This is a genomic window from Corynebacterium sp. ACRPZ, assembly GCF_022346205.1.
GTDB classification, from domain to species: Bacteria; Actinomycetota; Actinomycetes; order Mycobacteriales; family Mycobacteriaceae; genus Corynebacterium; species Corynebacterium lehmanniae.
The window spans coordinates 143,648-162,943 of the sequence record NZ_JAKRMR010000005.1; the positions used below are offsets into that span (position 1 = coordinate 143,648).

At 65.5% G+C, this 19,296-nt stretch carries 17 protein-coding genes and 3 pseudogenes; 12 read left to right on the forward strand and 8 right to left on the reverse strand.

From position 1 onward, the window contains the following. Positions 1-106: 106 nt before the first annotated feature. Positions 107-316 carry a heavy-metal-associated domain-containing protein gene (locus tag MHX64_RS05260; protein ID WP_034997583.1) on the reverse strand — a complete coding sequence of 70 codons (210 nt, stop codon included), beginning with the start codon at positions 314-316 and terminating at the stop codon, positions 107-109. Positions 317-501: 185 nt separating this feature from the next. On the opposite strand from MHX64_RS05260, the gene MHX64_RS05265 reads away from it, so the two are divergent. Further along, entirely contained in the window at positions 502-753 is a 252-nt protein-coding gene (locus MHX64_RS05265; RefSeq protein WP_070471922.1) for a type II toxin-antitoxin system prevent-host-death family antitoxin, read from the forward strand. A gap of 241 nt (positions 754-994) precedes the next feature. Continuing rightward, positions 995-1,594 (forward strand): annotated as a pseudogene (locus MHX64_RS05270) (M23 family metallopeptidase); the annotation flags it as partial. A gap of 230 nt (positions 1,595-1,824) precedes the next feature. Here MHX64_RS05270 and lnt read toward each other — a convergent pair. The 5 genes and pseudogenes from lnt to MHX64_RS05295 all read right to left on the reverse strand — a co-directional run bounded on the left by lnt (position 1,825) and on the right by MHX64_RS05295 (position 5,644). Then, complete coding sequence (gene lnt / locus MHX64_RS05275; protein ID WP_338025183.1) at positions 1,825-2,601, reverse strand: apolipoprotein N-acyltransferase; 777 nt, start codon at positions 2,599-2,601, stop codon at positions 1,825-1,827. A gap of 284 nt (positions 2,602-2,885) precedes the next feature. Beyond that, a pseudogene (locus tag MHX64_RS05280) lies at positions 2,886-3,191 on the reverse strand (apolipoprotein N-acyltransferase); the annotation flags it as partial. 10 nt (positions 3,192-3,201) lie between these two features. Beyond that, positions 3,202-3,438 (reverse strand): annotated as a pseudogene (locus MHX64_RS05285) (TlpA family protein disulfide reductase); the annotation flags it as partial. A gap of 77 nt (positions 3,439-3,515) precedes the next feature. Further along, complete coding sequence (locus tag MHX64_RS05290; protein WP_239356124.1) at positions 3,516-4,997, reverse strand: multicopper oxidase family protein; 1,482 nt, start codon at positions 4,995-4,997, stop codon at positions 3,516-3,518. 71 nt (positions 4,998-5,068) lie between these two features. Continuing rightward, on the reverse strand, positions 5,069-5,644 hold the full coding sequence (locus tag MHX64_RS05295) for a CueP family metal-binding protein (protein ID WP_239356125.1): 576 nt from the start codon (positions 5,642-5,644) through the stop codon (positions 5,069-5,071). Positions 5,645-6,047: 403 nt separating this feature from the next. On the opposite strand from MHX64_RS05295, the gene MHX64_RS05300 reads away from it, so the two are divergent. From MHX64_RS05300 to MHX64_RS05315, 4 genes are all read left to right on the forward strand, one after another. Further along, the gene (locus MHX64_RS05300) at positions 6,048-6,770 is read left to right on the forward strand and encodes a response regulator transcription factor (RefSeq protein WP_239356126.1); all 723 of its coding nucleotides are present in this window, start codon (positions 6,048-6,050) and stop codon (positions 6,768-6,770) included. Next, positions 6,767-7,894, forward strand: coding sequence for a cell wall metabolism sensor histidine kinase WalK (locus tag MHX64_RS05305; RefSeq protein ID WP_181192459.1), 1,128 nt, complete (start codon positions 6,767-6,769; stop codon positions 7,892-7,894). Before MHX64_RS05300 ends, MHX64_RS05305 begins: the two co-directional genes overlap by 4 nt. Before the next feature lie 111 nt (positions 7,895-8,005). Further along, positions 8,006-8,332: a heavy-metal-associated domain-containing protein gene (locus tag MHX64_RS05310; RefSeq protein ID WP_181192458.1), complete on the forward strand. Its 327-nt coding sequence runs from the start codon at positions 8,006-8,008 to the stop codon at positions 8,330-8,332. A 66-nt stretch (positions 8,333-8,398) separates the two neighbouring features. After that, a complete protein-coding gene (locus MHX64_RS05315) occupies positions 8,399-8,536 on the forward strand; it encodes a hypothetical protein (protein WP_181192588.1) in 138 nt (45 codons plus the stop codon). 91 nt (positions 8,537-8,627) lie between these two features. On the opposite strand, the gene MHX64_RS05320 is transcribed toward MHX64_RS05315, so the two are convergent. Next, positions 8,628-10,181, reverse strand: a complete 1,554-nt coding sequence (locus MHX64_RS05320; RefSeq protein WP_239356127.1) for an alanine/glycine:cation symporter family protein — start codon at positions 10,179-10,181, stop codon at positions 8,628-8,630. Between the two features lie 191 nt (positions 10,182-10,372). Here MHX64_RS05320 and MHX64_RS05325 point away from each other — a divergent pair, with 191 nt between their 5' ends. After that, positions 10,373-11,881, forward strand: a complete 1,509-nt coding sequence (locus tag MHX64_RS05325) for a YjiH family protein (protein ID WP_239356128.1) — start codon at positions 10,373-10,375, stop codon at positions 11,879-11,881. A gap of 11 nt (positions 11,882-11,892) precedes the next feature. On the opposite strand, the gene hutG is transcribed toward MHX64_RS05325, so the two are convergent. Beyond that, positions 11,893-12,843: a formimidoylglutamase gene (gene hutG, locus MHX64_RS05330; protein ID WP_239356129.1), complete on the reverse strand. Its 951-nt coding sequence runs from the start codon at positions 12,841-12,843 to the stop codon at positions 11,893-11,895. Between the two features lie 37 nt (positions 12,844-12,880). Between hutG and MHX64_RS05335 the strand changes: the two genes are divergently transcribed. From MHX64_RS05335 to MHX64_RS05355, 5 genes are all read left to right on the forward strand, one after another. Next, entirely contained in the window at positions 12,881-13,615 is a 735-nt protein-coding gene (locus MHX64_RS05335; RefSeq protein WP_239356130.1) for an IclR family transcriptional regulator, read from the forward strand. A gap of 33 nt (positions 13,616-13,648) precedes the next feature. Continuing rightward, the gene (gene hutH / locus MHX64_RS05340) at positions 13,649-15,190 is read left to right on the forward strand and encodes a histidine ammonia-lyase (RefSeq protein WP_239356132.1); all 1,542 of its coding nucleotides are present in this window, start codon (positions 13,649-13,651) and stop codon (positions 15,188-15,190) included. A 327-nt stretch (positions 15,191-15,517) separates the two neighbouring features. Further along, the gene (gene hutU, locus MHX64_RS05345; protein WP_239356134.1) at positions 15,518-17,209 is read left to right on the forward strand and encodes a urocanate hydratase; all 1,692 of its coding nucleotides are present in this window, start codon (positions 15,518-15,520) and stop codon (positions 17,207-17,209) included. Positions 17,210-17,302: 93 nt separating this feature from the next. Next, positions 17,303-18,496, forward strand: coding sequence for an imidazolonepropionase (hutI, locus tag MHX64_RS05350; RefSeq protein ID WP_239356136.1), 1,194 nt, complete (start codon positions 17,303-17,305; stop codon positions 18,494-18,496). After that, positions 18,497-19,267 carry an amidohydrolase family protein gene (locus MHX64_RS05355; protein ID WP_181889270.1) on the forward strand — a complete coding sequence of 257 codons (771 nt, stop codon included), beginning with the start codon at positions 18,497-18,499 and terminating at the stop codon, positions 19,265-19,267. The last annotated feature ends 29 nt before the right edge of the window (positions 19,268-19,296 follow it).

Sequence of the window (19,296 nt, forward strand, 5' to 3'; positions counted from 1 at the left end):
CAGATGCACCGTCGGGGATATCGAACCGGCATGGCTGGGCCTGATGGGCATATCCAGCAGGGTTGGCCCGGCCGTGTCTACGCGAGGCGGGGACCGGGCCCAGGGATTAGGGCTTGACGGTGTAGCCGGCTGTCGTGACGGCGGCGACAACATCGTCGTCGGTGAAGTTTTCACCCGTGACGGTCACCTGCCCGGTATCCACGGTGGCCTCCACCATGGTCACACCGGCGACCTCGCCGATCTCCTCCTCCACGGAGGACTTGCAGTGTCCGCAGGTCATGCCTTCGATGATGTACTTCTTTGTTACGGCGCTCATCAGATGATCCTTTCCTTGATGTCCTGAAGGGCAGGAGTGGAGATGCCCAACAACCTTCAACCTATACCCATGGGGGGTATCAGTCAAGGAGGTGTCTGCCCCTAAGCGTCCCGTTCGGCGGGCAGGACTTCCGGAACGGCCGCGATCGTTGCTGCACTTCTTGTACAAAATGTACGTTAAAGGGTATGGGCATCACGGTCACCCTCAGTCAGTTCCGCAGCGAACAAAGCCACTATCTTGATGCCGCCCAAGGTGAACCGGTCACCATCTCCAGTCGCGGGCCCCGCCGCCGGGCGGTGGTGGTCTCCCCGGACTTCTACGACCGGGCGGTTCAGGCGCTGGAGGATGGCGAGGATATCCGTGCCGCAGCGGCTACCCGTCAGGAGGCGGGCGGTGTCTCCCACAAGGAGTTCACGTCCGACCCCAAACTGGACTGACCTGCCTGTCCATACCTGTGCCGCGGTATCTGATCATCGATAAGCTTTCAACTGCGACAGCCCTTCGCACGCTGGCCCGGCAATGGCAGCAGTGATTGCCACCGCCATCGACGCCCTGGCCCACGTTCCGCCGTCTCGGCGGAGTGGAAAAGTTGCGGGGCGACGACGGGGAGTGCTGTAGCTGGGTAGTCCACGGCCGTCAATGACGGTGAGCTGATCAGCGTCTCGGTTCCAAGCCCCGGCCGAGGTCGAGGCTCCGGTCTCCCCGGAGGCTGCCACCGTCGAGGTGGATTTAGCCACCAACGACACGGCCCTGTCCTCGAGTGGGACGCAGGCCGCACCGCAGATTCTCGCGATCTCCGAATTCAAGCCGGTCGCCAACATCGACGAGCAGCTGGACAAGGCCATCCAGTACAACGCCGAGCGGGCCGAGAAGGAGCGCGCTGCCCGCGCGCCCTCGGTGGTCAAGCCCGCTGAAGGCACCTTCACCTCCGGTTCCGGCGTGCACTGCGGAACCCTCCACGCGGGTATCGACATCGCCAACGTCGTAGGTACCCCGATCCTCGCGGCGATGGGCGGCACTGTCATTGACTCCGGCCCGGCCTCCGGTTTCGGGCAGTGGATCCGCATCCAGCACGATAATGGCTCGATTGCCGTCTCCGGTCATATGGAGACTTTCGACGTGACCGTTGGAAAACGCGTCACCGCTGGTCAGAGGATCGCTGGCATGGGCAACCGGGGGTTTTCCACCGGCTCTCACCTGCACCTCGAGCGTTACCCGACTGGCAGCGGGGCGGTCGACCCGTTGCCCTGGTTCGCCGAGCACGGCGTCACCTTCTAACCTTCCCGCACTCACCAGGACCGGCCCCGACACCGGAACCGGCGACAGTGACTGGGCGTGAGGCACCCGCCTCAGACCGCAGAGACGCTTCTCACTCATCGCCGACACAGCCCGGACTTGATAGCTTCTCCAGGCAGGCCAGACCGGGGCACAGGGGAGGCAGTCCGTGCTCGTCATATATGGGGGCGGCGAGCGTCCCGCCAACGAGGAGCAGGTGCCGTAATCCACGTTTAGTGGGATATTCCCGTAACCTGCCTTCTCCTGCGCCAGCTGACGAGGCCGGTAACCGCAGGCCATGCAAGAGCCAGCATCGCGAGAACCAACAGGGGTGTATCCCCCATGCGCGCATACGGCATCAAACCAGTATGAAGGGGAACGGTTGCCGTCAGCAGTTCGTTCGTGCCCAGGCCACTGAGTTGTGAGACTATGCCGTCGGGCTGGATAACTGCGGAGTATCCGGTGGGGGCAGCCTGGAGAACGGTGCGGCCAAACTCGCGGGCACGCATCCGGGATGCGGCCACTTCAATTGCAGGTACTTCCTCGGTCACAAAAGACGCGGCGTTGGTCGGTGCGAGGAGTAGCTGCCCACCATTGCGAACGGCATCGGCGACCCGGTCGGCGAAGAAGACCTCATAAGAAATGACGATCCCCAATCGTGGTGTCCCGCTGGGATCGAGCACCGCCGGTCCCTCTCCGGCAATGGCGTCGCGGGGGATGAACCGTGCGTCCTCGCTGAGTCGTTCAATCAGATTGCGCATAGGGATGTACTCGCCGAACGGCACACGATGATGCTTCTCATAGCGTCCTAACCGGGTCCCGTCCGGCCCCCACACTATGGATGCGTTCCTGAAATGTTGATCCTCAGATTCGGTAATTCCGACGACGATGTTCGTGTCGAGTTGCCTGGCCAGTTCAGCGAAAGCTGCATCAACGCGCGTCCCGTCGATTGAGCCGTCGATATTGACGACGTTTTCGGGCAGCAGAACCAGATCAGGGTCCCCGGTGATATCGTCGGCAGCCTGTAGGTGCCGGCGGGTCGTATCAAACGGATCGGTATTGACCGCGCGAAGCCCACGGGGCCTCCACCCTGCACGAGCACGACGTCAAGGCTGCCTTCTGCCGTATCATCTACGATCGTTGACGCGAACGCCGGTACCGCGAGTACCACGACCACTGCGACCACGGATGCTGCACGGGCTCGTCTCGGCCCGAAGATGACAGCGGTAACAACGGCCCCCGCAACTGTGGCCAACGCGGTCACCAGGAGAGTCCCTCCCAGGGGCGCTGCCGCCATGAAAGGACCATCGGTCTGGCTGTATCCGAAAGCGGACAACGGGAAACCGCCGAACGGGAACCGGTGCTGCACAGCCTCCAATAACACCAGGGCCGCAGGGGTGAGCAGCCACCAGCCCGACCAGCGGCTGCGAAAAGCCGCCTCGTTAGACGATACCGCGGCAACCAGCATTAACAGTAGCGCCTGAACGGCAACAACAGCAGCATACCCGGCAGTGTTGAAGTCGGTGAGCCAGCGCAGAGCAAGAGCGTAGTGCGCCACAGATACGCAGCCGCTGGGAAATATGTACGAGTACATCTCCATGATCTGCGTGGACAAGCTGCAGGTTATCGACTTCCGCCCGACACGGTGCACACCACTGGCCCCAAGCGTTGAGGACGACGACCTCGCCTTCAAAAACAGACAGGCTGATCTCCTCACCCTCCTCCATCAGCGACGGGCCGGAGAAGTCCGGCAGCGGGGCACGCTCCTCCTCTGCGTAGATAATCTCGGTTTTCCGGGGCGGTGGGGAAGAAGACGGTGTTCTGGTTGTCCCGGAGGACCACAACACCGAGGAAGGTCATCGTGCTGCGCGGTGGGTGGTCTGCAGCGTCCCAGCTCACCCCAGCGACCGACCATGGTGTGGGGTTAGGCGTACCGCAGGGAACTCATCATCCCGGTTTCCTGGTGATAAGCGTTGTGGCAATGAAATGCCCACTCACCGGGGTTGTCGGCGATCAAGTCGGCGATCATGGTTTCACCGTGGCGGAGAAGGACAGTGTCCTTGCGTAGCCCGTCGCTGCCGGGTAGCGCCCACGTGTGGCCGTGGATGTGCATGGGATGGGGCATCATGGTCCTGTTGCGCATGACCATCCGCAGGCGCTGGCCCTCCTCCACGGTCGCGGAGGAGGATTGGCCGTCGGTGAGAATGCTCCATTCATACGGCATCATCTGCCCGCCCAGGTCGATGCTGACTTCTCGGTCTGGTGTGCCCTCGGGCAGGAGTGCACGGTCTGCTGGCTTCAGGGAGGACAGAAGCAGTCCGGTGGACGACAACTCGGGGAAGTCGACATCGGGGCGGGGGGCCTGGCCGCCGGCGGTGCGGATGACGGCGAAGGCGCGGTCGTCCTTACCCACCGCCAAAGCCGTGAGCGGGAAGATGCCGTCGCCGAGGATAACCTCGACGTCGACACGCTCGCCCATCGACAGGTAGATCGATTCGGTCTCCCGGGGCTGGACAGGGAAGCCGTCGGTGTGGGTGACGGTCATGCGGTGACCACCGAGGGCCACCTTGAAGATGGTGTCAGCGCCCGCGTTGATGAACCGCAGGCGGGCCTTGTCGCCCGGGCGAGCCTCGAAGGTCCGGTGAGCACGGGGGATACGTCCGTTGATGAGGTAGTGCGGATACATCACATCGCCGGCATCCCCGCCCAGTACCCGGTCCGGGGTGCCGTGCATCATCTGGCCGTGACCTCCCATTCCCATCCTCCCGTTATGGTCGCCCGAACCCATTCCGGTGAGCTTGTCGAGCTCATCGTCGGGAGTGCCCTGAATGCCATCGACCCAGTCGTCGAGCACGATGGTCCACTCGACGTCCTGGTCCTCAGCGTCTTGCGGGTCACGGATGATCAGTGGAGCGTGGAGGCTGCGATCAAGCTGCAGGCCGGTGTGGGAATGGTAGAAGTAGGTGCCACCGTGGGGGACTTCAAAAACATAGGAGAAAGACTCGCCAGGTTCAATGGGGTCCTGGGTCATGCCGGGCACACCGTCGGCTGCGTTGTGGAGTGCGATGCCATGCCAGTGGATGGAGGTGCTCTCAGGCAGTTCATTGGTGATATCGACCTGCAGGACGTCGCCGGCGGTGGCCTCAATGGCCGCATCCCCGGTGTCAGAGACGTATCCCCACGTCTTGGCTTCGATGCCGCCGATATCCAGGGAGAGGGGCCGCGCGGTTAGTGTCCGGCGCACCGTCGGCTCACCGAGCGCAGTGGGGGTGGGAGTGGGGCGAAGGGAGGGACCTGGTGCCGAGGCAGCGGGTCCAGGGTCGCTGGTGCAGGCGGCCACGGCCCCGGTGCCGGCGAGGACGAGCCCGCCGAGCAGAAACTGTCGTCGGGAAAACGCGTTCGTCATGATTTAACCTTCCTTGGTGCAAGATTTCAGTGGCACGGGAGACAGGCGCAGGTGAGGATCCTGCTGAGCCATCACGTCAGGCGCAGGTCTGTGACACAGGTGGCACCGTCGTCGGTGGTGGAAAACTCCGTGGAGCCGGTACGCCCCTGGTAGCTGACCTCAATCAGGCCGGTGACATCATCGGGAAGCCAGAAGCCAATAAACCCGTTGTCGAAGGTGGTTGTCGCCTCGTCCACCAGCACCTCACCGGTCGCCTCATCGGTGATCGTGACCTGGATATCCTCATTGTCGAGTTCCCCCTGGCAGGTCGTGAGGCTGTGGTAGAAGCAGTCGTGGGTGGAGGTGAGATAGGGTGCGATCGAGACATACGTCTGATTGTCGGGAAGATCGAGCGCAACTTCCTGGTCATCGCTCGAGAGCAGCAGTTCATCGTTACGCACTGAGGCGATCAGATCCGTGGGACGCTCAGTGACCTTCTGCCGGTCGAGGTGATCAATGATCTCCACCGCGTCCATGTCGGCCAGGCCATGGGTAGTCAGGAATGCATCCTGGGACACCGTCCCATCGGCGGTGGGTTCCGGGTCGGCGGCCGAACACCCCGTGAGGGCGAGGGCAAGGGCGGCGGCTGCGATCGCTGCTCGTTTCACGTCAATCTCCTTGGATCGTGGTAGGGCCATGAGAAGACACCGCCTCAAGGTCGATGCCATACCTTTATCTAGCACGGGTGCCTAACGGACTAGAATTCAAAAACCCTGCTCAAAGCCTTATAACAGGGCGAAAAGGGAGTGAATTCGGTGGGCTGGGTCACCACCGGAACACCACCCCACAGCCGTGGGCGATGTCCTTCCACCCACCCCGGGTATGCGGTGCAGGCAGTGAAATCCCTGGTGGCGCCTGCCGAACCGACCAGGGGAGGCGATGCCGCCGGCCCGGGGTAGGGCACAGGGGTGACGACGGTCGAAGGGTGATGTTTGAAGATTTGATGAAGATTTCCCCGCCGGGCACTGAGCGAAGGTGGTATTCCCCCTGCCCGGAGCGATACTGGGGTCTATGGCTGACCACACACCGACCACCGCCACGCCCCCGGGGCGGGTGCTGGTCGTCGATGATGAACAACCCCTGGCTCAGATGGTGGCCTCCTACCTCATCCGGGCCGGCTTCGATACCCGCCAGGCACACACCGGCACCCAGGCCGTGGACGAGGCCCGTCGCTTTCCCCCCGATGTTGTGGTGCTGGATCTGGGGCTGCCCGAACTCGACGGCCTGGAGGTATGCCGACGGATCCGCACCTTCTCGGACTGCTACATCCTCATGCTCACCGCGCGTGGCAGCGAGGACGACAAGATCAGCGGTTTGACCCTGGGGGCGGATGACTACATCACCAAACCTTTTAGCATCCGGGAACTGGTGACCCGGGTGCATGCGGTGCTGCGCCGCCCGCGCACCAGCACCACCCCACCGCAGGTGACCACCCCCTTGATCGTTGGTGACCTCATCCTTGACCCCGTCGCCCATCAGGTGCGGGTGGGGGAGACGACCGTGGAGCTCACCCGCACGGAGTTCGAGCTGCTGGTTGCCCTGGCCCTGCGCCCCGGCCAGGTGCTGACCCGCCACGACCTGGTCACCGAGGTCTGGGACACCACCTGGGTCGGTGATGAACGCATCGTCGATGTCCACATCGGCAACTTGCGTCGCAAGCTCGGCACCGACACCCGGGGCCGGGGGTTGATCGACACCGTGCGTGGCGTGGGCTACCGGGTGGGGCAGCCATGAATCACGGACCCGGCCTGACCTTCCGCTTCCTGGCCGCCCAGGTGTTGGTCGTGGTGATTAGCCTGCTGGTGGCCGCGACCGTGGCCACGATGGTGGGCCCGCCCCTGTTCCATGATCATATGTTGATGAGCGGCCGGGAGAACCCCTCGCTGGAGCTGTTCCATGCCGAGCAGGCCTACCGGGACGCCAACCTGATCACCCTGGCCGTCGCCCTGCCCACCGCCTTGATCAGCGCCCTGCTGGCCAGCCTGTGGTTATCGCGTCGCCTGCGCACCCCCCTGCAGGATCTCACCCGCGCCGCTACCAGCCTGACGGCCGGCAACTACCGTGTCCGCGTGCCCGCCGGAGAAGCAGGCCCCGAAGTCACCACCCTGGCGCATGCCTTCAACACCATGGCCGACCGGCTGGAACACACCGAACAGGTCCGCCGCCAGATGCTCTCTGATCTGGCCCATGAAATGGGCACCCCCTTATCGGTGCTCACGGTCTACCTCGATGGTCTCCAGGACGGGGCCGTGGACTGGAATAATGCCACCCACACGATCATGGCTGACCAACTCACCCGCCTGACCCGGTTGATGGAAGACATCGACGATGTCTCCCGGGCCCAGGAACACCGGATCGATTTGGACCTGACGAAGGAAGGGCTCGGGGATCTGCTCCATACCGCCGCTGCTGCCGCGGGGGAAGCTTATGCTGACAAAGGCGTCGATTTACAGGTCGAGACCATTACGGACACCGCCCAGGTGCTCGTGGACCGGCAACGCTTCGGCCAGGTGATGAGCAATCTCCTGTCGAACGCGCTACGGCACACCCCGGCCGGCGGGCAGGTCCGGATCAGCGTCCACCGACAGGGGGCGTCCACCGCGCTCATCCACGTCGCCGATGACGGCGAGGGCATCCCACCTGGCCAGCTCGGACACATCTTCGAACGCTTCTACCGGGGGGATGCCGCCCGCAGCCGGGACAACGGCGGGGCCGGTATCGGTCTGACCATCTCCAAGGCATTGATCGAGGCCCACGGCGGCACTCTCACCGCCACCTCCCCCGGACCCGGTCGCGGAGCGGTGTTTGCCCTCCGCCTCCCACTGTCCCCTCCCGACAGTGAGGAGGCTGCTCGGTGACCACACCCTGCCCCGCGTGAGGGCCGTGCCCTCCACCCCTTGAAAATGTACCCCCGGGGGGTATATGCTAGCGAGCGTTACCGTATCCCACCGACCCATAGGAGCTTTCCCATGACCAACCCCCCGCCCCACCTCTTGCCGATGGCCTCCCACGGCTGCAGCTGTTGCGGACCTGCCTCACATGCCGACACCGCCTCCATCCCTGCCGCCAGCGACTCGTCAGCAGGAGGATCCTCCCCTAGCTACCAGGTCACCGGTCTGACCTGCGGGCACTGCGTGAAAAGCGTGACCCAGGCCCTTCAGGCCCTCCCCCAGGTCGACGACGTCCAGATTGATCTCGCTGCTGGTGGTGTTTCCACCGTCACGGTCACCGGTGCCGTACCTCCGGAGATGGTTCGCCGGGCCATCGAAGAGGCCGGTTACACCGTCTTATCCTGATCAGTTTTACCCATCATCTCGACCCCGACCGGGTTCGTGCTGTCCCCGGCCGTGGGCGCGATCTTGATGTCTGCCTCGACCATCGTGGTGGCCCTGAACGCCCAGCTGTTGCGCCGCATTGATTTGGATCCGGCCCACCTGGCTCCGACCGAGTCGAAGGAGGAACACACCACGCCTACTCCGGCATCCACCGCCGTCCGCTGATAGTGTCTCTGCTTTCGTCGGTCCAGTCTGGACTAGTGCCAGCGTGTCCACTAAACGGGAGCCAGGCCCTAGGTAGCCGGATTGATTACGGCTAGTTGTTGCGGGTCGTGGTGACAACCTTGCCCTCAACGCCCGGCCAGGTGCCGGCCTCGATCATGCGGTTCTTACGCTCGACCCAAAAGTCGGCGTTGCGGATACCCAGCGCCTCGGGGTCGAAGTGCGGGTCGATGCCGGCCTTCTTCTGGCGGCGGAAGTCCCACAGGCATTTCAGCGCCGGGACCTGCAGGAAGATGATCGCCACGATGTTAAGCCATGCGGTCGCGCCGACGCCGATGTCGCCGAGCGCCCAGGCGGTGCCCGGGGTGGTCGTTGCGCCGATGAACACGGCCACGAGGATCAGGGCGCGCAGGATCCAGATGATGGCCTTGCGTGTGCCTTCGTTCTTCACCCAGCGGTTCAGGTAGGTGAAGTTGGTCTCTGCCATGTAGTAGTACGCCAGCACGGTGGTGAAGGCGAAGAACATGATCGCCAGTGCAATGAACGACGGGCCCAGGCCGGCGGCAAAGGAGTTCAGGCCTTCTTGGACGTAGCCGGGGCCGACAGGGATGCCGTCGGCAAGCGAGCCCTCGTAGATCACCGCGCCGTCTTCGGACTGGCCCTCGAAGACCTTGTACATGTCGGTGGAGATGATGATGAAGGCGGTGGCCGAGCAGACGAACAGGGTGTCGATGTAGACGGCGAACGCCTGGACGAAGCCCTGCTTCGCCGGGTGGGAGACCTCGGCTGCTGCTGCGGACTGCGGTCCGGTGCCCTGGCCGGCCTCGTTGGAGTAGATGCCGCGCTTGACGCCCCACATGATGGCGGCACCGAGCATGCCGGAGAAAGCTGCTTCCTTGTCGAAGGCGGCGCGGACGATGGTGCCGAAGACCTCGGGGATTTGGGAAGCGTTCGCGAACAGCACCACGATGGCGATGATGATGTAGATGCCGGCCATGAACGGCACGACCATGGAGGCGAAGTTCGCGATGCGCTTGACACCGCCGATGATGATGAACGCGAGCAACACGGTCATGATCGTCGCGGAGACCCAGACATTGACGCCCCATGCATTATCGACGGCCGCAGCCACGCCGTTGGCCTGAATACCCGGCAGGAAGTAGGACGTGGCCAGCAGCATGCACACCGCGAAGATGATGGCGTAGACCAGCATGAACGGGGCTGCGGAGGTGTGCTTGTACGCCTTCTCGATGTAGTAGGCGGGCCCGCCACGGTACTCGCCGGTGTCGCGGTCCGTCTCCTTGTAAATCTGGGCGAGGCAGCACTCGATAAAGGAGGTGGCGGAGCCGAGCAGAGCCACCAGCCACATCCAGAACACCGCGCCCGGGCCGCCGAACGCGATGGCGGTGGCCACGCCGGCGATGTTGCCCACGCCGACGCGGCCGGCGAGCGAGATCATCAGGGACTGGAACGAGGAAATGCCCTGCTCGGAGCTTTCGCCGGACTTGAGCTGGCGGATCATGTCCGGCAGGCAACGGATCTGCAGGAACAAGGTGACGAGCGTGAAGTACGCACCCGCGCCGAGGCACAGATACACGAGGGCGTTAGACCAAATCACGCCGTTGAGGGTGTCAATAAAACCTTCCACGGGACCCTCCTAAAGGGGTATGCGCTGGGATTTTTTTTGGAAAACCTTGCAGGTAACTAGAGAACATAGGCCATCCAGTTGTGCCTTGCGTCACTTTTGATGTAAAAATTATGCGCCGACACCGAAAAATTCCGTTCTGCGCAATATCCGCAGGGTTTTGCGGTGCTAAACGCACGAGATGGAAGGACACCATGAACGAGACTGCGAAGCCGGTGAACTCCCGGCGCAGGTTTTCCCCCGCCTGGCCGGTGAAGAACCTGCCGGCGGGCGCGGAGGCGCTCATCCCGGAACTGGACAACCCCAGCTTCGAGGGCATCGAGGACCCCACCGACAACACCGAAACCATCACCCGCGCCGAAAACCAGGGCCAACCCGCACCACAGGACACCGCCCCCGAGGCTGACCCGAAGCCGAAGGCCGTGTGGCGCTTCTTCGTCTACAGCGCCATCGGCATCTTCGCGTTCTTCGTGCCGTTTTCCATCGGCGATTCCAAGTCCACGATTCTGTTGGACCACATTGTCAGCTGGATCACCACCACGCTCGGGGAAGGCACCCGCTACCTGGCGCTGTTCGCCATCATCGCGGGCACGATCTACCAGTTCGTCTCCGGGCGCTGGAAAGAGGATTACCCGCGTATGGCGTTCGCGGGGCTGTCGGTGCTGGCGATCGTGCTGTGCGCGATGCTCACGTTCGGCTTCGGCCCGGCGTGGCTGTTCAATCCGGAGATTGGCCCGTTCATCCTGGACAAGCTGGTCATCTCGGTGGGCCTGCTCATCCCGGTGGGTGCGATCTTCCTGGGCCTGCTGGTCGGCTTCGGCCTGATGGAGTTCATCGGCGTGATGGTGCAGCCGATTATGCGCCCGGTGTTCCGCACCCCGGGCAAGTCTGCGGTGGACGCGGTGGCGTCGTTCTTGGGATCGTACTCACTGGGCCTGCTCATCACGGACCGCATGTACAAAAACGGCAGCTACAACGGCCGCGAGGCGGCGATTGTGGCGTCGGGTTTTTCCACCGTGTCCGCGACGTTCATGGTCATCGTGGCGAAGACGCTGGACATGATGGAGCACTGGACGGCGTACTTCTTCATCACGTTCATCATCACTTTCATCGTCACCGCGATCGTGGTGCGCATCCCGCCCATTACCCGCATTCCGGACGATTACTACCCGGGCGCGCAGCCGCACCCGGAGAAGGAGATCCAGGGCAACCGCTTCAAGGCCGCATGGCGCGAGGCGAAGCTGGAGCTCAATCGTGCTGACTCACTGGGCAAGGTGCTGTGGGCGAACTTCCGCGATGGTTTGATCATGGCCGTGCAGGTCACCCCGGGCATCATGGCCGTGGGCACGATCGGCCTGGTGCTGGCCACCTACACCCCGGTGTTCAAGATCCTGGGTATCGCGTTCTTCCCGCTGGTGTGGGCGCTGCGCCTGCCGGATCCGTGGGCGACGTCGGGCGCGCTGGCGTCGGGTCTGGCGGAGATGTTCCTGCCGGCGACGCTGTCTGCGGGCTCGGATGACATGGTGCTGAAGTTCACCATGGCGGTGGTGTGCGTGAGCCAGATCTTCTTCTTCTCGGCGATGGTGCCGGCGGTGCTGGCCACCGACATCCCGCTGAGCATCTGGAAGATGGTGCAGATCTGGTTCATCCGCGTGGTGCTCACCGTACTGATCACGGTGCCGGTGGCGCACCTGCTCTTCTAAGAAGCAGCTGCCTATCCGCGCAGCTTCGCCCCCACAACCGCATCGTCAATCAGCCGCGCGGCGGCCTTGGCGGTGCGGTTGTCCACGTCGAAGTCGGGGTTGAGCTCGACGACGTCCAGAAGCGCAACGCGCCCGGTGGACGCCACAGCCGCGACCATCGCGCGCAGCATCGCGTACTCCACGCCGAACCCGGCCGGGGCGGACACGCCCGGCGCGACCGCCGCCGGCAGCACGTCCAGGTCAATGGACAGGTGGATGGGCCGGTCGCCTTCCACCGCCGCGACGGCGCGCTCGGCGGCCTCGCGCACGGTCATCTCCGCCAGCTCGGTGTCCAGCACGGTGGTCACGCCGAGCTCGTCGGCGGTGTCGAAGAGCACCTTGGTGTTGTTGGGCTTGGAGATGCCGAAGACGCTGTAGTCGAAGTCCTCGCCCACCAGGCCCGCGATCTGCTTGAACGGTGTGCCGGAGGTGGGGCGGGTTTCGGTGCGCAGGTCGAAGTGGGCGTCGAAGTTGATCACCTGCATCGGCCCGACCGCCTCGTACGCGCCGCGGTGGGTGGCAAACGAGGTTTCGTGCCCGCCGCCGAGGACCACCGTCATCCCGTCCGCGCCCTGCGCCGCCACGAGGTCGCGCACCCGGTCGGACAGCTCGCGTTGGGAGCCTTCGAGGTCAGTGTCCTGGGTGGTCACGGTGCCGGCGTCGACAAGCTTTGTGTCCTCGTGGACCGCCAGCGAGCCGAGGGCCGCGCGCAACGCCTCCGGGCCTTTCGCCGCACCCTGGCGGCCGCCGTTGCGCTCGACGCCCTCGTCGGACGCGTAGCCGATGAGGTGCACGGCGCCCTCGGTGGGCTCGGCGGCGGTGTCGACGACGCTGTGCCAGCGGGCGTGCTCGGGGCCGGGGCCGTCGTCGCGGCCGGACCAGTTGGAAGCGGGGGTGAAAAGCGGTGCAGTTACGGTATTCATGCCCACCGAGGGTAGCGCCGTGGGCATACTTAGTGCGATGACTAAGCCGCAGGTTCCCGCCGCGCACAACGTGTTGCGCATCCTGGCGCTTCTGTCCACCACGGACGCGCCGATTTCCGCCACCCGCATCCAGCGCGAGCTGGACCTGCCGCGTTCCACCACCTACCACCTGCTGCGCGAGCTGGAGGATTCCGGGTTTGTGGTGCACCTGCGCAAGCCCGGCACATACGGGCTGGGGCTGGCGTCGTACCGCATGGCGCAGGCGTACACCACGCAGCAGCCTCTGGTGCGGCTGGCCACGAAGCCGCTGGCGCAGATTGCGCAGCTCGCGGGCGGTTCGGCGCACCTGACGCGCCTTGCCGGCCCGGAGATTGTGTACCTGCACGAGGTGCGCGCCCCCGGCGCGGTGTCCCTGGTCACGGAGGTGGGCGTGCGCCTGCCGTCGCTGAAGACCGCGTCGGGACGCATCATGCTGGCGCAGCTGCCGGAGGCGGAGCTGCGCGCCGCGTACAACTCCTCGGGCGAGCGCCGCCGCTACAGCGAGGTCAAAGAGGAGCTTTCTGCCTATCGACGCCAAGGGTTCGCCACCGAGCGCGAAGCCATCTCCCGCGGCCAGGAGTCCGTGGCGGTGGCTGTGCTGGACCACCTTTCGCGCCCTGCGGCGGCGCTCGCGGTGACCTTCGCGGTGGACAGCGCGGACACGCAGCAGCTGGTCAGCGCGCTGCGCGGCGCCGCCGACGGGTTGCGCGCACAGTTCTTCGGAAACGTGTGATTGGACGCACTTTTGTGGGCTACTATCACGCCCATGACACACGCAGTTTCAGTTGGAATCGGGGCCCTGACCATCGACGACGTTGTGGCCGTCGCCCGCCACGGAGCCGAGGTCACCATCGACCAGGCGGCTCTGGATGAGATCGCCGCGACCCGCGAGCGCGTCGAGGAACTCGCCGCAGACCCGACCCCGGTCTACGGCGTCTCCACCGGCTTCGGCGCGCTGGCCACCAAGCACATCCCGGAGGACATGCGCGCCCAGCTGCAGGTCTCCCTGGTCCGCTCCCACGCCGCGGGCACCGGCCCGGAGGTGGAAAAGGAGGTCATCCGCGCTCTGATGCTTCTGCGCCTGTCCACGCTGTGCACCGGCCGCACCGGCGTGCGCCCCGTGGTGGCGCAGACCTACGCCGCCGCGCTCAACGCCGGGATCACCCCGGTGGTGCGCGAGTACGGCTCGCTCGGCTGCTCCGGCGACCTTGCCCCACTGGCCCACTGCGCGCTGGCGCTGCTCGGCGAGGGCGAGGTCCGCGTCCGCGGCGGCGAGATCGTCCCTGCGTCCGAGGCGCTTTCGGCCGCCGGCATCGAGCCGCTGGTCCTGCGCGAAAAGGAGGGCCTGGCGCTGATCAACGGCACCGACGGCATGCTCGGCATGCTCTGCCTGGCCATCGCGGACCTGCGCGAAGCCGCCAAGGTTTCCGACATCGCCACCGCCATGAGCGTCGAGGGCCTGAACGGCACCCTGTCCGTCTTCGACGAGGACCTGCAGGAGCTGCGCCCCCACCCGGGACAGGCCGATTCCGCCTACAACATCCGCACCGTCGCCGCGGACTCGCCGATCCTCGCCGCCGCCCTGGACAGCTTCAAGGCCAACGACGTGCAGGACGCCTACTCCATCCGCTGCACCCCGCAGGTCGCCGGCGGATTCCGCGACACGCTGGCACACGTGACTACCGTGGCCAATCGGGAGCTCGCCGCCGCCAACGACAACCCCGTGGTGGCCAAGGACGGCCGGGTGGCCTCCAACGGCAACTTCCACGGCGCACCCGTGGCCTACGTGCTGGACTTTTTGGCGATTGTCGTGGCCGACTTGGCGTCGATTAGCGAAAGGCGCACCGACCGCTTCCTGGACCCCGCCCGCAACCGCGGCCTCAACGCCTTCCTCGCCGGCGACCCGGGCGTGGACTCCGGCCACATGATCGCGCAGTACGCGCAGGCCGGCATCGTCGGCGAGCTCAAACGCAACGCCGTGCCCGCTTCCGCCGACTCGATCCCGTCGTCCGCGATGCAGGAAGACCACGTCTCCCTGGGCTGGTCCGCCGGCCGCAAGCTGCGCCGCAGCATCGACGGCCTGCAGCGAGTGCTCGCCGTGGAGATCCTCACCGCCGCCCGCGCCCTGGACATGCGCCACGGCGAGCCCTCCGCCGGCACCGGTGCGGCCGTGTCCACGCTGCGCAAGCTTGTCGACGGCCCCGGCACCGACCGCTACCTCTCCCCCGAAATCGAGCACTCCGTGCAGCTAGTCAAGGGCGGCGACTACGTCGAGGCCGTCGAAGCCGTGGTGGGCCAGCTGCGGTAGCCGGATTGTGGGGGCTTGAACTCCCGGTTGTGTGCCCGCCGCGCCTTGGCGAGTAAACAAATCCTCACGCCCCCGACACTTCGCGGCGGAATCTGTCAGGCTGCCCCGATCGCCCCAGGTCGCCACAAATGGCCGTCGCAATGTGTCAGGAACCGCGGCGCGCTCACTCCTCAATTCCCCGCGCGACCAGTGCCAAACGCCCCACCCCGCACCACCCAAAAGTCTCATATCCGAGACAAATCGCCCAAAACCGACCAACCCAATCCGTGTGACGGGCGTTACTGTCTATCCGATACCTCGATTGGGCAACAACAGAAAGGAATTCCCATGGCGAAGAACTGGTCCGAAGGCGCACGCGAGGTCCGCTCCCCGCGCGGCACTGAGATCTCGGCGAAGTCCTGGCAGACCGAGGCGCCGCTGCGCATGCTGCAGAACAACCTCGACCCGGAGGTCGCGGAGCGCCCGGACGACCTGGTCGTCTACGGCGGCACCGGTCGCGCTGCTCGCAGCTGGGAAGCCTTCGACGCGATCGTCGATACGCTCAAGGACCTCGAGTCCGACGAGACCCTGCTGGTGCAGTCCGGCAAGCCGGTCGGTGTGTGGAAGACCAACGAGTGGGCGCCGCGCGTGCTCATCGCCAACTCGAACCTGGTGGGCGACTGGGCGAACTGGGAGCATTTCCGCGAGCTCGAGGACGAGGGCCTGATGATGTACGGCCAGATGACGGCCGGCTCCTGGATCTACATCGCCACCCAGGGCATCCTGCAGGGCACCTACGAGACCTTCGCGGCTGTTGCGAAGAAGCGTTTCGACGGCACGCTGGCCGGCACCCTCACCCTGACCGGCGGCTGCGGCGGCATGGGCGGCGCGCAGCCGCTGTCCGTCACGCTCAACGGCGGCGCCTGCCTGATCGTGGATGTTGACGAGGGCCGCCTGAAGCGCCGCCAGGGCAAGCGCTACCTCGACGAGGTCACCACCGACCTCGAAGAGGCAATTAAGCTGGTCACCGAGGCGAAGGACGATAAGCGCGCCCTGTCCGTGGGCCTGGTGGGCAACGCCGCTGAGGTGTTCCCGGAGATGCTGCGCCGCCACCGCGCCGGCGAGTTCACCGTGGACATCGTTACCGACCAGACCTCCGCGCACGACCCGCTGTCCTACCTGCCCACCGAGATCCCGTTCGAGAGCTGGCACAACGAGGCCGACGCGGATCCGACCACCTTCACCAAGAAGGCCCGCGAGGCCATGGCCGCGCAGGTCCAGGCGATGGTGGAGTTCCAGGACGAGGGCGCCGAGGTGTTCGACTACGGCAACTCCATCCGCGACGAGGCCCGCAAGGCCGGCTACACCCGCGCCTTCGAGTTCCCGGGCTTCGTCCCGGCCTACATCCGCCCGCTGTTCTGCGAGGGCCTCGGCCCCTTCCGCTGGGTTGCCCTGTCCGGCGACCCGGAGGACATCAAGGTCACCGACCAGGCCATCAAGGAGGCCTTCCCGGACAACGAGCACCTGCACCGCTGGCTGGACGCGGCCGAGGAGTACGTCGAGTTCGAGGGCCTGCCGGCGCGCATCTGCTGGCTTGGCTACGGCGAGCGCGCCAAGGCCGGCGTGATCTTCAACAACCTGGTCAAGGAAGGCAAGGTCAAGGCCCCGATCGTCATCGGCCGCGACCACCTGGACTCCGGCTCCGTGGCGTCGCCGTACCGCGAGACCGAGTCCATGCTCGACGGCACCGACGCTGTCGCGGACTGGCCGCTGCTCAACGCCATGACCGCTGTTTCCGGCGGCGCGACCTGGGTGTCCATCCACCACGGCGGCGGCGTGGGCATGGGCCGTTCCATCCACACCGGCCAGGTCACCGTGGCTGACGGCACTGAGCTCGCGGAGGCGAAGCTCAAGGCTGTGCTCACCAACGACCCGGGCATGGGTGTTATCCGCCACGTGGACGCCGGCTACACCCGCGCCAACGAGGTGGCCAAGGAGCGCGGCGTGCGCATCCCGATGGAGTTCAAGGCGCGCGACTAATCCACACCCCAAGCGCTGACGTTTCCCCCCTCGTGGGCGCGTCAGCGCTTTTCATTACCCTGGGCCCTGCAAAATCCCCGAAGAAAGGCACTTATGAGCACCTTCATCACCGGTATTTCCGAGCTGCGCACCGTCTCCGAGCTCGGCACCATCAAAGACGCCGCAATGTTTATCGACGACGGCGTGGTCACCTGGGTCGGCCCCGCCAACGAGGCGCCGGCTGAGGCGGCGAAGGCGGAGGAAACTGTAGACGTCGAGAAGCGAGCTGTGCTCCCTGGCTGGGTGGACTCCCACTCGCACATGGTCTTCGACGGCAATCGCGCCGAGGAGTTCGAGGCGCGCATGGCCGGCGAAGGTTACGCCGCCGGCGGCATCGCCGTGACCATGGAGGCCACCCGCTCCGCGGGCGAGGAGCGCTTGGACAAGTTGGTGGCGGAGCGCATCGCCGCAGGTCACGCGGGCGGCTCCACCACGTTTGAGACCAAGACCGGCTACGGCCTGAACGTCGAATCCGAGGCAGAGGCGGCGCGCGTGGCAGCCCGCCACGTCGACGAGGTCACCTTCCTCGGCGCCCACCTCGTGCCGCCGGGGGCGGATGCCGAGGAGTACCTCGACGAGGTCGTCGGCCCGATGCTCGACGCGGTGAAGGACCACGTGCAGTGGATCGACGTGTTCTGCGAGCGTGGCGCGTTCAACGAGGAGCAGTCCCGCCGCGTCCTCGAGGCCGGCAAGGCGGCTGGACTGGGCGTTCGCGTGCACGGCAACCAGCTTGGGCAGGGCCCGGGTGTGAAGCTCGCCGTGGAGATGGGCGCGGCCAGCGTCGACCACGTGAACTACCTGTCCGATGAGGACTTCAAGCTGCTGGCGGAATCGGAAACCGTCGCAACGCTGCTGCCCGCCTGCGACCTGTCCACCCGCGAGGAGCTCGCCCCGGGCCGCAAGCTCATCGACGCCGGCGCCACCGTCGCCATCGCCTCCAACCTGAACCCGGGCACCTCGTTTACGTCCTCGATGAACTTCTGCGTCACCACCGCGGTGCTGCAGCAGCGCCTCACCCTCGACGAGGCCATCGAAGCCGCCACCACCGGCGGCGCCAAAGCCTTGCGACGCCACAACGTCGGCGACGGCAAGGACCCCCAGGGCCGTCCGGCGAAGGGCACGCTGGTGCCGGGCGCGGCCGCCGACCTGCACATCCTCGACGCCGAAAACGCCATCAACCTGGCGTACCGCCCCGGCATGCCGATCACCTGGCAGACCTGGGTCGCCGGCAAGAAGGTCTACGGCTAAATGCCTCGCCCGCTTTTCGACGCGCACTTCCACGTCATCGACCCCACCCACTCGCTGGTGGAAAACAACGGGTTCATGCCGGATGCGTTCACGGCCCAGGACTACGTCGCCCGCGTCGACGGGCTGGGAGTGGGCGGAGGTGCGGTCGTCTCCGGTTCGTTCCAAGGGTTCGACCAGGGCTACCTCACCGAGGCGCTCGCGGTACTGGGCCCCAACTTCGTCGGTGTCACGCAGCTTCCGGCGGACGTTTCGTCGAAAAGCATTTCGGAGCTTGACCGCGCCGGTGTGCGCGCAGTGCGCTTCAACCTCAAACGCGGCGGCTCCGCGGGTGTGGACGACCTTGAGCTGCTGGCTAACCGCGTTTTCGACGTCGCCGGTTGGCACACCGAACTCTACGTCGATGCCCGGGAGCTTCCGGATCTCGAGCGGGTGCTGACCCGCCTCCCGCGGGTGAGCATCGACCACCTGGGCATGCACGAAGACGGGTTGAAGGCGCTGCTGCGCCTGGTGGAACACGGCGCGATGGTCAAGGCAACCGGGTTCGGCCGCGTTGAGCTCGATCCCGCCAGCGCCATGCGGGCGATCCTCCGAACCAACCCTGGTGCGCTTATGGTGGGCACGGATCTCCCGTCCACCCGGGCGCGCCGCCCCTTCGCGGTGGCCGACCTCGCCTTGGCCGAAGAAGTGGCTCTGGAATTGGGCGGCGAGCAACTTGCCGACGACGTGTTCTGGAACAACGCCGCTGGGTTGTACCGCTTGGCAGCGCAGTAACAGCGGAGCGTTCAGAGCGTCCGGAGTGT

What these genes read in the sequence shown, in the direction of transcription:
- MHX64_RS05260 (WP_034997583.1), bottom strand. Translation starts at nt 316, where the DNA reads ATGAGCGCCGTAACAAAGAAGTACATCATCGAAGGCATGACCTGCGGA.
- MHX64_RS05265 (WP_070471922.1), top strand. Translation starts at nt 502, where the DNA reads ATGGGCATCACGGTCACCCTCAGTCAGTTCCGCAGCGAACAAAGCCAC.
- MHX64_RS05290 (WP_239356124.1), bottom strand. Translation starts at nt 4,997, where the DNA reads ATGACGAACGCGTTTTCCCGACGACAGTTTCTGCTCGGCGGGCTCGTC.
- MHX64_RS05300 (WP_239356126.1), top strand. Translation starts at nt 6,048, where the DNA reads ATGGCTGACCACACACCGACCACCGCCACGCCCCCGGGGCGGGTGCTG.
- MHX64_RS05305 (WP_181192459.1), top strand. Translation starts at nt 6,767, where the DNA reads ATGAATCACGGACCCGGCCTGACCTTCCGCTTCCTGGCCGCCCAGGTG.
- MHX64_RS05310 (WP_181192458.1), top strand. Translation starts at nt 8,006, where the DNA reads ATGACCAACCCCCCGCCCCACCTCTTGCCGATGGCCTCCCACGGCTGC.
- MHX64_RS05315 (WP_181192588.1), top strand. Translation starts at nt 8,399, where the DNA reads ATGTCTGCCTCGACCATCGTGGTGGCCCTGAACGCCCAGCTGTTGCGC.
- MHX64_RS05325 (WP_239356128.1), top strand. Translation starts at nt 10,373, where the DNA reads ATGAACGAGACTGCGAAGCCGGTGAACTCCCGGCGCAGGTTTTCCCCC.
- hutG (WP_239356129.1), bottom strand. Translation starts at nt 12,843, where the DNA reads ATGAATACCGTAACTGCACCGCTTTTCACCCCCGCTTCCAACTGGTCC.
- MHX64_RS05335 (WP_239356130.1), top strand. Translation starts at nt 12,881, where the DNA reads ATGACTAAGCCGCAGGTTCCCGCCGCGCACAACGTGTTGCGCATCCTG.
- hutH (WP_239356132.1), top strand. Translation starts at nt 13,649, where the DNA reads ATGACACACGCAGTTTCAGTTGGAATCGGGGCCCTGACCATCGACGAC.
- hutU (WP_239356134.1), top strand. Translation starts at nt 15,518, where the DNA reads ATGGCGAAGAACTGGTCCGAAGGCGCACGCGAGGTCCGCTCCCCGCGC.
- hutI (WP_239356136.1), top strand. Translation starts at nt 17,303, where the DNA reads ATGAGCACCTTCATCACCGGTATTTCCGAGCTGCGCACCGTCTCCGAG.
- MHX64_RS05355 (WP_181889270.1), top strand. Translation starts at nt 18,497, where the DNA reads ATGCCTCGCCCGCTTTTCGACGCGCACTTCCACGTCATCGACCCCACC.